Source organism: Xaviernesmea rhizosphaerae, assembly GCF_001938945.1.
Lineage (GTDB): Bacteria > Pseudomonadota > Alphaproteobacteria > Rhizobiales > Rhizobiaceae > Xaviernesmea > Xaviernesmea rhizosphaerae.
The window spans coordinates 369,688-383,684 of sequence record NZ_MKIO01000021.1 but is presented as its reverse complement, the minus strand read 5'-3'; the positions used below and the strand labels follow the sequence as shown (position 1 = coordinate 383,684).

Sequence of the window (13,997 nt, the reverse complement as noted above, 5' to 3'; positions counted from 1 at the left end):
GGAAACGGTGCCCGTCCTGATCGCCTTAGGCTCTGTTTTCCAGAGGGCCAGCTCCAACCTTTCGAGCCGAGAAGAGCGCTCTCCAAGCCGCTGCCTGCCTCCAGGTCGTTTAGGGCTGAACCAAAGCGGCCGTCAGCGCATTATGTCGAGTGGAAGCGGTCGCGTTTTGGCGCGGCGGTAGGGACATGGCAAGGAGGACGGTGACATGGTCTACAAGGAACGGATGTTTCACGAAGTGCCGGCCGAGGAAGGTGCTGCAAACGGCGTTGCGGCGCTTGAGGCCCGCATTGCAGATGCGCTGGCCGCCGATCGTGCGCTCGACGCGACGGGCATAACCGTCATCGCGCGCGGTACCGAGATCCTGTTGGGCGGGCAAGTGGGAAGCACGGAAGAGATCGAGACCGCCTTGGAGATTGCCAAGCGCGTGGATGGCGTGACGACGGTGGTCAACGAGATCGCCCTGGCGAAGACAGGCGCGCATTGACGCGGTGCATGCCTCGTTTGGGGACAATGCCGGCGCAGGTAACATTCTCTCAGCGATCGAATTGCAGGATGGTCCTAAATCCTGAAGGATCGCGTCCGACTTTTGAAACTTCTGGCAAAGTCGACATGTGCGAGGTCATCCTCGGGCTTGTCCCGAGGATCTGCCAAGATGGTGATTTCGGAGAGGTTTCAACAATTTACAGATGCTCGGACAAGCCCGAGCATAACTAAACGAGGACTTTGCGCCTCTGCCAGGAAGCGCCAGACATCGCGAAACGATCGATCGGATTTTGTAGGAGCGAGATGAGCAGCGCGGGATCTCGATCCCGTCTTCACTCGATATGGTATCGAGCGGCAGCTTTGGGACAGAGCAATTTGAACTGGGCCATGAGCGGCGGCATGCCTGAGGCGCAGGAGGTATCCGCATCTTCGGCAAGGGGAAATAGGACGGTTTGAGGATCGCCCTGTGGCGGAAAGAAGCTCAGGCTTCCCTTGGTGCAATCGGCGACGGCGCGATAGGAGGCGTGTCCGGCCTGCTGGCGGTATTTGGCGATACAGGCTTTGACCGTGAGATCGCCGCCATACTGCACTGTTTCTCCGCCGGGGTCGCGCTGGCAATATTCCGCAAGATTCGCTTCTGTGGCCGTGCCGGTCATGGTTGCCCGCCGGCTGTCAACGCCTGACCTATGCTCAAGGGTTGCATTCCAACTCTTGCAAGATGCGAGCGGAAAATCGCGCGCTCCGGCGGCGCCAGAGGCCGCGATCATCATGAGCGGGACTGTCAAGAGCGGAGCAAGTCTCAAGAAGACTCCCCTTCACGCAGCGGCAAAGTCAACCAGCCTCATCATCACCAATGTTCAAAACCGCAGGCAAGCGGGCGTCCCATCTTAGGTCGAGCAAACTGGCGCAACGCAGACATCGCCTTCCAGCGCCGGCCCGCAGGCTCGATCAGATCGAAACCAGCGTCCAGGCCACGAGATCGGCGGCGACCTTGGCGAAGGCGCCGTCAAGGGCAGCGACCATGCCGGCATGGTCGCTGCCGCGGATTGGCACAGTCGCGCGGAAGGCTTTCTGCGTGCGCACGGTGCCATTGCGGTCGTTGAGGATCTTGGCGAAGATCTCGACGGTCGCATGGCTGCCCCCGACGGTGTTGATCTCGAAGGTGCGGATTTCTGTGACGACCTGATAGTCAATCGCCAGCCCCTCGCCCGGCTTGCCGACGCCGCCGACCTTGCCGGTGTTCTCGAAGGCCTGCACCAGCTTGGCCTGGACGAGACGCGGCAGGCGGTCGCTCCACTGCGACTGCGCGAGATATTGCAGCTCCGAGCCCTTAAGGCGGACGACGATGTTCTCGCTGTCGATCGCCTTGATCGCGGTCGGCTCGGGCACGAGGATCTGCCGGCGGGTGGATGCCGGCCCTTCGATGGCCGGCATGGCCGACAGGCTAAACGTATCGTTCTTGGCCTGCGTGCCGCAGCCCGTCAGAACCAGACCCACCAGTGCGACTGCGCCGGCCTTGGCCTGCCACGTCCGCTTCGTCACCCGCTCACGCAGAACCGTCATTCCTACCCAATTCCTGTTCGATCGCCAGCAACATAGGACGCGCATCGGGAAGGGAAAGCCCCGTTGCGCCATGGGCGACGGAAGCCGGTCTCCCGATCACGAGTCGCACCCTGCCCCATGGGTATCAAGCCCTTGATCCAACACAAGGGACAAAGCGCCGGGCACCGTTCGCAACGATGAGCTTTTTTTAAAGATCGTGCATTTGCGCCACGCCGAACGAGCGCTTGGCGCGTCGCGGACCAGGATCAGAGACGCTCGCCGCCCGTCTTTTCCGCATCCAGCCGCAAATGCAGCCGCGCCACTTCCTCCTGCAGCTTGGCGATTTCGGCCAGAAGAATGGTGTCGACCTTGTTGTGCAGCGAGATCAGCTCGATTTCCGAGCGCAGATTGACCTCGTAATCCTTGGCCGCATCCAGCCGATCGCGGCTTGCCTGGCGGTTCTGCGACATCATGATGATCGGCGCCTGAATGGCGGCAACCATGGACAGGACCAGATTGAGGAAAATGAAGGGATAGGGGTCGAAGGCATCCTTGGTCAGCAGCACCGTATTGGCGAAGGCCCAGACCGCCAGAAACAGAAGGAAGCCGATGATGAAGCTCCAGGAGCCGCCGACTCGGGCGATGCCATCGGCCAGCCGGTCGCCGACCGATTGCTGCGCCTCGAAGCTGACATTAAGATCCTCCGAAACGGGCTGCCGCGTCTTGGTCTTGTGCAGCACCCTGCGCTCAGCGCTGCCCAGCGCCTCCAGCGGCTTGCCGAACAGGCGGTGAGCGGCGTCGTCGAGATGCACCATGAGCGGTCTGCCTTCCTTGCCCTGAGGGTTACGCCGCTTTTCGGCCGGAAGCGGCGGTTTGGCAAGATGGCGGCAGCGCCGCTTCGGAAAATCTGAGGGCGCGCTCTATGAGGGAGCGCCTGCTGCTCTCTCGCATCGCGCCAGGGCTTGACGGAGGCGCTGCGACGCTTTCATCTGCGCTGGCAGTCCGTTCGGACGCGCGCCCGCGCGCGAATGCCCGGCAGGATGGAAGAGGATCATGCGCAGCTCCGTAGAAATCCACGATGTCGATAGCGGCGAAACGCAGGTGGTCTTCCAGACCGACCGGCTGATCGAGGCACCGAACTTCACGCCCGACGGCAGCGCGCTGATCGTCAATGGCAATGGCCGGCTCTACCGCCTGCCGCTGGCCGGTGGCGGGCTCGAGGCGATCGACACCGGCTTTGCCGTGACCTGCAACAATGATCACGGCCTCTCGCCCGACGGCGCCTGGCTGGCGATCAGCGACAAGACCGAGCATGGCAAGTCCTGTATCTATATCCTGCCTTCCGCCGGCGGCACGCCGCGCCAGGTAACGACCAATCTGCCCTCCTACTGGCATGGCTGGTCGCCGGATGGCCAACGCGTCGCCTATTGCGGCATTCGCGACCAGGTGTTCGACATCTATACGATCGGCATCGACGGCGGGCCGGAGATGCGTCTGACCCATGGCGAGGGCCGCAATGACGGGCCGGATTACAGCCATGACGGCGCCTGGATCTACTTCAACTCCAGCCGCAGCGGCCGCATGCAGATCTGGCGCGTGCGCTCGGACGGCTCTGCCGTCGAGCGCATTACCGACAGCCCTTATGGCGACTGGTTTCCCCACCCCTCGCCCTCGGGGCGTCACCTGCTGGTGCTCTCCTATGATGGCGATGTCTTCGACCATCCGCGCGATCTCTCGGTGCGCCTCAGGCTGATGCGGCCGGATGGCAGCGATGCGCGCGAGCTGTTCCCGCTCTTCGGCGGCCAGGGAACCATGAACGTGCCGAACTGGTCGCCGGATGGCCGCCGATTCGCCTTCGTGCGCTACAGTCCCGCCTGAGCCGCCCGGGCCAGTGACAGACCGAATCTGTGGCCAAACGGCAACAAAATCTCCGGTAATGCTGCTTTTTCGTGCAGATCGTCTGGTCAAAGACAAAAAACGCGGGTAGAACCGCATCTGTCGTTAACGCCAAACAAGGAGGCGCATCATGGATAATGCATCGCGTATCGGCCTCCCAGGCGGAACCTCTTGGGTTCGAGCCCTTATTCTGGCTTAACGCATTCCGCGCCTTTCCTAGAGCGCCTTCCTTCTGAAATTTCCCTTTGATCCGTTTCGCGGCCACAGCGGCCGTGTGTTTTATCTGTTCGTCACCGCTCCTGCGTTCCCTCATGCTTGTGCATGGAAGAACCAGCGCCGTGCCGCCCGTTCGGGAGCTTGCTCTCACATGTCGCTGAACACGCTTTTGTCCTGGTTCGAGCAAAGGCTCGATCCCTACCCGCAAGATGCCTCGGGCCTGCCGCCCAAGGGGCTGCTCGCCTTCTGCTGGCACTATACCCGGCCCGCCTGGCCCTGGCTGCTCGTCATCGGTGTCTGCTCGATGCTGATCGCGCTGGGCGAAGTGCTGCTATACCAGTTCCTCGGCAACATCGTCGACTGGCTGACCCATGCCAATCCGCAGACATTCCTGTCGGATGAAGGGCTGCGGCTGATGCTGATGTCCGGGCTCGTGCTGATCGCCCTGCCTATCATCGGCGCCATTCACAGCCTGACGATGCATCAGGTGCTGGCAGGCAATTTCCCGATGATCGCCCGCTGGCAGATGCACCGCTTCCTGCTGCGCCATTCGATGAGCTTCTTCGCCAACGAATTCGCCGGCCGCGTCGCCACCAAGGTCATGCAGACCTCGCTGTCGATCCGCGAGGCGGTGATGAAGATCATCGACGTCTTCGTCTATGCCTTCAGCTTCTTCGCCTCGATGCTGGTGCTGGTGATTGCCATCGACTGGCGGTTGGTGCTGCCGCTGGTGCTGTGGGTGGTGCTCTATGGTGTCATTCTGGCGGTGTTCATTCCGCGGCTGCGCCGGCTTTCCAGCGAGCAGGCGGATGCACGCTCGCTGATGACCGGCCGGATCACCGACAGCTACACCAATATCGGCACGGTGAAACTCTTCTCCCATGCCGGGCGGGAAGAGGCCTATGCCCGCGACGGCATGAGCGGCTTCCTCGACACGGTGCACCGGCAGATGCGCCAGGTGACGCTGCTCAACATCTGGGTGGATGTCAACAATGCCGTGGCGCTCTTTGCCGTCGGCGCCTGCGGCATCGGCTTCTGGCTGAACGGCACGGTGTCGGTCGGCTCGGTGGCGGTCGCCATTGGCCTCGCCATGCGCATCAACGGCATGTCGCAATGGATCATGTGGGAAGTGGCCGCCCTGTTCGAGGCGATCGGCACGGTCTATGACGGCATGAGCATGATGACGCGGGCGCATGAGGTGGTGGACGCCAAGGAGGCCAAGCCGCTTGCCGCAAGCCGCGGCGCCATCCGCTTCGACGATATCCGCTTTCATTATGGCAAGGCGGGCAAGGGCGTGATCGAGGGCCTGACCCTCGACATCGCCGCCGGCGAGAAGATCGGCCTGGTCGGCCGCTCCGGCGCCGGCAAGACCACGCTGATGAACCTGCTCCTGCGCTTCTACGATCTGGAGGGCGGGCGCATCACCATCGACGGGCAGGACATCGCCGGGGCCACGCAGGACAGCCTGCGCCAGGCCATCGGCGTGGTCACCCAGGATACGGCGCTTCTGCACCGCTCGATCCGCGACAACATCGCCTATGGCCGTCCGGAGGCGAGCGACGCGGAGATCATCGATGCGGCCAGGCGCGCCAACGCCTGGGACTTCATCGAGGGCCTCACCGACCTGCAGGGCCGCACCGGGCTCGACGCGCATGTCGGCGAGCGCGGCGTCAAGCTCTCCGGCGGCCAGCGCCAACGTGTCGCGATCGCCCGCGTCTTCCTGAAGGACGCGCCGATCCTGATCCTCGACGAGGCCACCTCGGCACTCGACTCGGAAGTGGAGGCCGCGATCCAGGAAAACCTCTTCGCCCTGATGCAGGGCAAGACGGTGATCGCGATCGCCCACCGCCTGTCGACGCTGACCGAGATGGACCGGCTGATCGTGCTCGATCGCGGCCGGATCGTCGAGACCGGCACGCATGAAGACCTCGTGCGCCAGGGCCGCCTCTATGCCGACCTCTGGTCCCGCCAATCCGGCGGCTTCCTCACGGAAGACGAGGGCGACGCGACCGAAGCGGCGCAGTAAGCGAGAGAACAGACCTTCCCCGCGGGAATGCGCGGGGGAGGTCTCCATTTTCTAAAGCATCGGACCGAACAGCGGGAAAAGGTTCTCGGTTCGATACTGAAGTGCAGCCGCATATCATTGGATCGCAGCCCAGGCCGATCTGGTATATTTGCTACCGAGATGCCGAATGGAACCTATATCAATTTTCGGTTGGGCTCTGAGAGCCCTCGGCGATTGGAACGATCTTTCCAGCTTTCCACTGATAAAATGAGTAGCTTGGCAATGTCCTGTTTCCAGTCGCCTTATCGATTTTCGCCGGGATAGCCGGATCGGAGCTTATTCTGACTTGGATGGCTCTCGGGTCGATATAGATGGTTGGCTTCCCGTCTTCTATGTCTGTGATCAGAGAAAATTCGCTGTAGCCGTAGCATAGTTCATCTCGAATGGCGGATGCCAGCTCGTGCACAGCCGCAAAAGAGCGCAGCGTCAAATCTTCGATCGGGATTTCGCGCTCCTTGAGCGCGGTTCGAGCACTGTCTAAATCGGTGATTAAAGTGTTGCGGGGCGCGTCGGTGAAGACAGTCCCGTCCGATTCCTTTTTGTAGAAGGTCTGGTAATTGACGTCAGATAAGGCATCGCCACCGATGATCTGCGGCTTGGCGGAGATTTCTTCCAACTGACGCTGAAGTACGCCTATATCTCCGGAGACCCCTCCGTAGTAGATAACCTCAACGCCCGCATTCTTCAGTTTTTGTGCGTCCTTCTTCGCCTTTTCCGCCTCTTCGATGTAATCATAAGAGCCATATCCCAGAGAGATCTCGAGTGCTTCCGTCACGCCGTCTCGGTTGAGCGCCGTCTTGAAGGCATCCACCAGCGTTTTTCCATAGTCCCTCGAGTCATCGACAATCGCGATCTTTTTGTCCTTAAAATTCTTTACGACATAATTCGCTGCAATTACACCTTGGCGAGCATCTGCGCGGTAGCACTCATTAGAGAGATTGCTGGTCCGCCCGCCGTCGATGAGATCGATCTTGGGGAATTCTTTCATTAAAAGAAAAATCCCTATCCCCGCTTCTGCCATAATATCTGTTGACGACTGGCTGACAACGTGAAGGGGCTCCGATAGATCTGAAAGTCTTACTTCGATGACGAAGTTAATCTTAGAATCCAGAAAGTCCTGAGCGATCGATGAACTCTTCAATGGATCGCTGGCATCGTCGCCAAACTTCAAAACCAGCTTATCGCCTCGAATGCCACCATTGCTGTTGATTGCATCGGCTGCTGCCTGCATCGTCCTCTTGACGCTGCTGCCATCCGCAGCGTCGGGGCCCGTCAGGGGTGCGATGATGCCAATCGTGAAGTCCGCACGCGCCTGTGCGGCGAAGGCAAGCGAGGCCGCGAAAGTTGTGGCCAATAGGAAATGCTTTTTCATGAGACCTCCTTAAGAACCGTTCTTTAGCAGATCGGAAATTAATGGGTCGCCATGAACGGCCGCTGAACAACGATCTGAATGTAAGAATCCGACGAAGTCCGCAGGTCAGGCCGCCAGAGAGCCCAACCGATGATTATGATCTGCCCCTCAGCAGCTTTCCACTCAGTCGCCGGTGTTGACGTAGCGCATGCCCTCGATATCCTCGATGTCGCGACGACGCTGCCAATTCCGCGCGAAAAGACGGCGGTGCAACGCCCTTGCTCACCAATAGAATTTAGCGTTCAGTGATTTAAGGAAAATCACCGATAGGGACGTCGCCCAAATGCCCGAAACAGCCAGCCTGCTCGCATTCGCCTTGATCGCCTTCGGCATGGTGCTCACGCCGGGGCCGAACATGGTTTATCTGATTTCGCGTTCAATTTGTCAGGGACGCAAGGCAGGCCTGATTTCGCTCGGTGGCGTGGCGCTCGGCTTTCTCGTCTATATGACCTGTGCGGCGCTCGGCATCACGGCCATCGTCATGGCCGTTCCCTATGCCTATGACGCCCTTCGTTTTGCCGGCGCACTCTATCTGCTTTATCTCGCCTGGCAGGCAGTCAAGCCCGGCGGACGCTCGCCCTTCCAGGTACGGGATCTGCCGAAAGACAGTCCGCGCAAGCTTTTCATGATGGGTCTTCTGACCAATCTGCTCAATCCAAAAATCGCGGTGATGTATCTCTCGCTGCTGCCCCAGTTCGTCAGCATGGAACATGGGTCCGTTCTCACCCAGTCGCTGATCCTGGGCACGGTGCAGATCGTCATTAGCCTGACCGTGAATGCGATCATTGCCATTGCTGCCGGATCGATCGCGCTGTTTCTGGCCAATCGTCCGACCTGGCTCGCGGTGCAGCGCTGGCTGATGGGAACGGTGCTTGCTGGACTCGCGGTTCGCATGGCAACGGAAGCGCGCCGCTGACGGTCTTAAGACAGCGCCATCAGCCGCCGAACACGGGGCATTTTCCCGGCTTTCCGACGCAGACCATGCGCGAAATCCGTCCCGCCCCGCAGGTTTGCGCGCATGCAAGTGGCTCGCATGAATTTAATGGGTCCTGACCCTGAGCCCCGCAGGAAAAATTCCGATCAGCCTGACATGCCGCTATGACAAAGGCACAGCGGTTGCATTTTCACGCCGCATGCCGCGCCATCAGCTGCGCCAGCACGATCTTTGCCTCATCGCCATCCTCCGGCTCGGCCGGAACCGGGCGTTTGGTCACGGCCTGCCAGGTCATCAGCTCCATGCGGCCGTCGAAATGTTCGGCCACCGCGGTGCAGCTTTCCACCCAGTCGCCGGTGTTGATGTAGCGCACGCCCTCGATATCCTCGATCAGCGCGTGGTGGATATGGCCGCAGATGACGCCGTCGGCGCCGGCGCGCCGCGCGTCCTCGGCCACCGCCTTCTGGAAGGCGCCGATGAAGCTGACGGCGTGCTTCACCTGCAACTTGGCCCAGGCGGAGAAGGACCAGTAGGGCAGGCCCAGACGGCGGCGCACGGCCGAGAGGCCGATATTGATGACGATGGCGGCGTCATAGGCCCAGTCGCCGAGATAGGCGAGGATGCGGGCATTGCGCACGACCACGTCATATTCGTCGCCATGCAGCACCAGATAGCGCTTGCCGTCGGCAGCCTCGTGCATGTGGCGCGTCGCCACCTCGATGCCGCCGAAATGAATGCCGGGGAAGTCGCGCAGGAATTCGTCGTGATTGCCGGGGATATAGATGATCCGGGTGCCCTTGCGCGCCTTGCGCAGGAGCTTCTGCACCACGTCATTGCAGCTCTGCGGCCAGTACCAGCTGCGCTTCAGCCGCCAGCCATCGACGATATCGCCGACGAGGATGATCGTCTCGGCATCGTGATGACGCAGGAAATCCAGGAGATAATCCGTGCGCGCAGCCTTGGAGCCGAGATGCACATCGGAGATGAACAGCGTGCGGAAGCGGCGCTCGCTTGGCTGATCGGCGGTCCGGCTGGTCTCGGCCTCGGTCATGGTCTGCACCTCTGTTCTGGCTATACCCCTCAACAAGTGGAAAACCAGACTCGTGTTTCAGGAGAATGACACCGGATGCATCCCAGCCATGCGCAGGTGAAAACGACCTGTACGATCCCCTTCAATCATGCCAAAACGCGGCCTCGTCAGATCAGCAGCAGGGGTGAGAAGCATGAGCACCGGCGACAAGAACATAACGGGTGACAAGCATACCAGCAGGGCCGCGAAGCCCGCCGGGCCGACGAGCGGCGATCTCGATGCGCAGGCACTGTTCTTCCACCGCTATCCCCACCCCGGCAAGCTGGAGATCCAGCCGACCAAGCCGCTCGGCAACCAGCGCGACCTCGCGCTCGCCTATTCTCCCGGTGTCGCCGCGCCCTGCCTTGCCATTCGCGACGATCCGCAGGCCGCCGCCGACTACACGGCCCGCGCCAACCTGGTCGCCGTGGTGTCCAACGGTTCGGCCGTGCTCGGGCTCGGCAATATCGGCCCACTGGCCTCCAAGCCGGTGATGGAGGGCAAGGCCGTCCTGTTCAAGAAATTCGCCGGCATCGACGTCTTCGACATCGAGATCGATGCGCCCGGCATCGAACGCATGGTCGATGTCGTCTCGGCGCTGGAGCCGACCTTCGGCGGCATCAATCTGGAAGACATCAAGGCGCCGGAATGTTTCGAGGTGGAGCGCCGCCTGCGCGAGACCATGAACATCCCGGTCTTCCACGACGACCAGCACGGGACCGCCATCATCGTCGCCGCCGCCGTGCTGAACGGGCTGGAGCTGGCCGGCAAGAAGATCGAGGACGCCAAGATCGTCACCTCGGGCGCGGGTGCGGCCGCGCTGGCCTGCCTCAACCTGCTCGTCAATCTCGGAGCGCGGCGCGAGAACATCTGGGTGCACGACCTCGAAGGCCTGGTCTATGAGGGCCGCGAGGTGCTGATGGACCCCTGGAAATCGGTCTATGAGCAGAAGAGCGACAAGCGGGTTCTGGCCGATTCGATCGGCGGCGCGGATGTCTTCCTCGGCCTCTCGGCCGCCGGCGTGCTGAAGCCGGAGCTGCTGGAACAGATGGCCGAGCGGCCGCTGATCATGGCGCTGGCCAATCCGACGCCTGAGATCATGCCCGATCTGGCGCGCGCCGCCCGCCCCGACGCGATGATCTGCACCGGCCGGTCCGACTTCCCCAACCAGGTTAACAACGTCCTCTGCTTCCCCTATATCTTCCGCGGTGCGCTGGATTGCGGCGCCTCCACCATCAATGAAGAGATGAAGATGGCGGCCGTGCGCGCCATTGCCGGCCTCGCCCGGGAAGAGCCTTCGGATGTCGCCGCCCGCGCCTATAGCGGGGAGACGCCGATCTTCGGGCCCAACTATCTGATCCCCTCGCCCTTCGACCAGCGGCTGATCCTGCGCATCGCCCCGGCCGTGGCCCGCGCGGCGGCCGAAAGCGGCGTCGCCACCCGGCCGATCGCGGATTTCGATGCCTATCTCGACCAGCTGAACCGCTTCGTCTTCCGCTCCGGCTTCATCATGAAGCCGATCTTCACCGAGGCGAAGAATGCCCCGAACAACCGCGTAATCTTCGCCGAGGGCGAGGACGAGCGCGTGCTGCGCGCCGCCCAGGTGCTGCTGGAAGAAGGCACGGCCCGGCCGATCCTGATCGGCCGCCCGCAGATCATCGAGAACCGGCTGAAGCGCTATGGCCTGCGCATCCGGCCGGATGCCGATTTCGAGGTGATCAACCCCGAAAGCGACAGCCGTTTCCGCGACTATGTCGATCAGTATTTCGCGCTTGTCGGCCGTCGTGGCGTGATCCCCGAGGCGGCCCGCACCATCGTGCGCACCAACCAGACGGTGATCGGCGCGCTGGCGGTCAAGCGGGGCGAGGCTGATGCGCTGATCTGCGGCGTGGAAGGCCGCTACAGCAAGCATCTGCGCGAGGTCTCGCAGATCATCGGCAAGCGTGACGGCGTGCTCGACTTCTCGGCGCTGAGCCTTCTGATCCTGCAGCGCGGCGCCATCTTCCTCACCGACACCTTCGTCACCTTCAACCCGACGGCCGAAGAGATCGCGCAGAAGACGGTGATGGCGGCCAAGGCCATCCGCCGCTTCGGCATCACCCCGCGCGCCGCACTGGTCTCGCATTCCAATTTCGGCTCGCGCGCCTCCGATAGCGCGTCGAAGATGCGCCGTGCGCTCGACATCCTGCGCGAGATCGCGCCGGAGCTCGAAGTGGATGGCGAAATGCATGGCGATTCGGCGATCTCGGAAGCCCTGCGGCGCCGCGTCATGCCGAACAGCACGCTGACGGGCGAGGCCAATCTCCTGGTCTTCCCGAATCTCGATGCGGCCAACATCACGCTCGGCGTGGTCAAGAGCATGATGGACGGCCTGCATGTCGGCCCCATGCTGCTCGGCTCGGCCCAGCCCGCCCACATCCTCTCGCCCTCGGTCACCTCGCGCGGCGTGGTGAACATGGCAGCGCTCGCCGTGGTCGAGGCAACGCATCCGGTGTGATCGGCAAGACGACGCGCGGTGGCCTTGCTGCCGCGCGTCGCGTTTCAATGCGACGTGGCGGCACAGGGAGAAAGACGGTCTGCGACCCCGGCGCCGCTGCAACCCCGTCTCCAGGGTCATCCTCAGGCTTCGGGATGCGCTGCAAGGAATGTTCGGCTCAGGGCCGAACATCACGGCGAATACAGAGGGCGCTTATCAAGACTCATCGTCGGCAAGCTTGCCCAAGAACCCGCGCTATTCGCTCCGGCGCTCCAGCCGCCGCATCTGGAATCCGGTCTTGTTCTGCACGAAGCCGGCGCGCTCATAGAAGCGGTGGACCTCCGGCCGTTTGGAACCCGTCATCAGCATGACCTTGTAGCATCCGGCCTCCCATGCGCGCTCGGCGGTGGCATGCAACACAGCACGCCCGAAGCCGCGCTGACGATATGCGCCGTCGGTGACGACGTTTTCGATCAGCGCGTAAGATCTGCCGCCGCGGGTGATGTTGGGAACAAGAACCATGGTGCAAGAGGCAACCAGCCGTCCTTCCAGGCAGCCGACGAGAATGTCGCTGCCGGCGAGCGTCTTCAGTGCCCGCCAGCGCGCCAGGGCATCGGCGGGTCGCGTTTCCGCATCCTGCGGATCGAGGTGTCGATAAAGGGCGAGGAGATCGACGATCTCCTGCTCGCGCAGCCCTCGCACTTCAAACCTCTCCCGTCGATCATGGATGTCCATGAAAATCGCCCTTTACGGCCACCGCACCAGCGGCGGCATGGAGGAGAGGATGCTGTCGACATTGCCGCCGGTCTTCAGCCCGAAGATGGTGCCGCGATCGTAAAGCAGGTTGAATTCGACATAGCGGCCGCGGCGGATCAGCTGTTCCTCGCGGTCGGCATCCGTCCAGGGCGTCTCGAAATTGACGCGAACGAGCTCGGGATAGATCGCCCGGAAGGCTTCGCCGACGGTGCGGGTGAAGGCGAAATCCGCTGCCCAGCCGCCGGCCTCCTCCGGCGAATGCAACCAGTCATAGAAGATGCCACCGGTGCCGCGCGGTTCGTTGCGATGCTTGAGGAAGAAATACTCGTCGCACCAGGCCTTGAAGCGGGGATGATCGGCCACCGCATGCGCATCGCAGGCCTCCTTCAGCGCAGCATGGAAGCGCTGCGTGTCTGGATCGTCCTGCCGGCGGCGGCGGTCGAGCACGGGGGTGAGATCCGCACCGCCGCCGAACCAGCGGCTCGTGGTCACCACCATGCGGGTGTTCATGTGCACGGCCGGCACGTTGGGATTGACCGGATGGGCGATCAGCGAAATGCCGGAGGCCCAAAAGGCCGGGTTTTCGGCGGCCCCGGGGATCTGCCCACGGAACTCCGGCGAGAATTCACCATGCACGGTGGAGGTGTGGACGCCGACCTTCTCGAACACCCGGCCCGACATCATCGACATGATGCCGCCGCCGCCCGCACCGCCATCGCGCGCCCAGGGCGTGCGCACGAAACGGCCGGCCGGCCTGCCTTCGGACAGTGCGCCGTCCAGCGCGTCTTCCAGCGCCTCGAAATCGGCGCAGATCCGGTCGCGCAGGCCGTGAAACCAGGCCTCGGCCGCCGCCTTCTTCTCCTCGATATCGGCGGTCAGGCCCTGTGGCAGGCTCGGTCGGTCCATCGCACTCTCCTCTTACGCCCCGCGCGCGGGAGCAACACCCCACGCGGCCATCCGCACGCCCCCGTAGGGCCACCGCTGGCGCCGGACCTGGTCGCGACGTCAACATTGTTTCAATCCACGTCCCACCCTTCGCAGGCGCGGGCCGCCGGGCATCGCCACGGCCCGCCCCGTCCTTACTCCAGTGCGCGCCGGCTGCGAAGCCCTGTGAGCGGCCGGCGCAGTCGAGTGCCTAGAAGAAAGGTA

General features: G+C 62.5%; 12 protein-coding genes. 5 read left to right on the top strand and 7 right to left on the bottom strand.

What is annotated here, in order from left to right:
- Positions 1-205 precede the first annotated feature (205 nt).
- On the top strand, positions 206-484 hold the full coding sequence (locus tag BJF92_RS05610; protein WP_075633764.1) for a BON domain-containing protein: 279 nt from the start codon (positions 206-208) through the stop codon (positions 482-484).
- A gap of 331 nt (positions 485-815) precedes the next feature.
- On the opposite strand, the gene BJF92_RS05605 is transcribed toward BJF92_RS05610, so the two are convergent.
- The 3 genes from BJF92_RS05605 to BJF92_RS05595 all read right to left on the bottom strand — a co-directional run bounded on the left by BJF92_RS05605 (position 816) and on the right by BJF92_RS05595 (position 2,840).
- Positions 816-1,139, bottom strand: coding sequence for a hypothetical protein (locus tag BJF92_RS05605; RefSeq protein ID WP_342585773.1), 324 nt, complete (start codon positions 1,137-1,139; stop codon positions 816-818).
- Between the two features lie 292 nt (positions 1,140-1,431).
- The gene (locus BJF92_RS05600) at positions 1,432-2,046 is read right to left on the bottom strand and encodes an ABC-type transport auxiliary lipoprotein family protein (protein WP_075633762.1); all 615 of its coding nucleotides are present in this window, start codon (positions 2,044-2,046) and stop codon (positions 1,432-1,434) included.
- Between the two features lie 245 nt (positions 2,047-2,291).
- On the bottom strand, positions 2,292-2,840 hold the full coding sequence (locus tag BJF92_RS05595; RefSeq protein ID WP_075633761.1) for a DUF1003 domain-containing protein: 549 nt from the start codon (positions 2,838-2,840) through the stop codon (positions 2,292-2,294).
- 238 nt (positions 2,841-3,078) lie between these two features.
- On the opposite strand from BJF92_RS05595, the gene BJF92_RS05590 reads away from it, so the two are divergent.
- Positions 3,079-3,903, top strand: a complete 825-nt coding sequence (locus BJF92_RS05590; RefSeq protein WP_075633760.1) for a TolB family protein — start codon at positions 3,079-3,081, stop codon at positions 3,901-3,903.
- A gap of 385 nt (positions 3,904-4,288) precedes the next feature.
- Positions 4,289-6,163, top strand: a complete 1,875-nt coding sequence (locus BJF92_RS05585) for an ABC transporter ATP-binding protein (protein WP_075633759.1) — start codon at positions 4,289-4,291, stop codon at positions 6,161-6,163.
- Positions 6,164-6,341: 178 nt separating this feature from the next.
- On the opposite strand, the gene BJF92_RS05580 is transcribed toward BJF92_RS05585, so the two are convergent.
- Positions 6,342-7,574, bottom strand: coding sequence for a branched-chain amino acid ABC transporter substrate-binding protein (locus BJF92_RS05580; RefSeq protein ID WP_075633758.1), 1,233 nt, complete (start codon positions 7,572-7,574; stop codon positions 6,342-6,344).
- A 322-nt stretch (positions 7,575-7,896) separates the two neighbouring features.
- Here BJF92_RS05580 and BJF92_RS05575 point away from each other — a divergent pair, with 322 nt between their 5' ends.
- On the top strand, positions 7,897-8,529 hold the full coding sequence (locus BJF92_RS05575) for a LysE family translocator (RefSeq protein ID WP_075633757.1): 633 nt from the start codon (positions 7,897-7,899) through the stop codon (positions 8,527-8,529).
- 208 nt (positions 8,530-8,737) lie between these two features.
- On the opposite strand, the gene BJF92_RS05570 is transcribed toward BJF92_RS05575, so the two are convergent.
- Positions 8,738-9,598 carry a UDP-2,3-diacylglucosamine diphosphatase gene (locus BJF92_RS05570; protein WP_075633756.1) on the bottom strand — a complete coding sequence of 287 codons (861 nt, stop codon included), beginning with the start codon at positions 9,596-9,598 and terminating at the stop codon, positions 8,738-8,740.
- A gap of 172 nt (positions 9,599-9,770) precedes the next feature.
- On the opposite strand from BJF92_RS05570, the gene BJF92_RS05565 reads away from it, so the two are divergent.
- On the top strand, positions 9,771-12,113 hold the full coding sequence (locus BJF92_RS05565; RefSeq protein ID WP_078057853.1) for an NADP-dependent malic enzyme: 2,343 nt from the start codon (positions 9,771-9,773) through the stop codon (positions 12,111-12,113).
- A 234-nt stretch (positions 12,114-12,347) separates the two neighbouring features.
- On the opposite strand, the gene BJF92_RS05560 is transcribed toward BJF92_RS05565, so the two are convergent.
- Entirely contained in the window at positions 12,348-12,827 is a 480-nt protein-coding gene (locus tag BJF92_RS05560; RefSeq protein WP_075633755.1) for a GNAT family N-acetyltransferase, read from the bottom strand.
- A gap of 12 nt (positions 12,828-12,839) precedes the next feature.
- Positions 12,840-13,754 carry an oxygen-dependent coproporphyrinogen oxidase gene (gene hemF, locus BJF92_RS05555; RefSeq protein WP_075633754.1) on the bottom strand — a complete coding sequence of 305 codons (915 nt, stop codon included), beginning with the start codon at positions 13,752-13,754 and terminating at the stop codon, positions 12,840-12,842.
- Positions 13,755-13,997 lie beyond the last annotated feature (243 nt).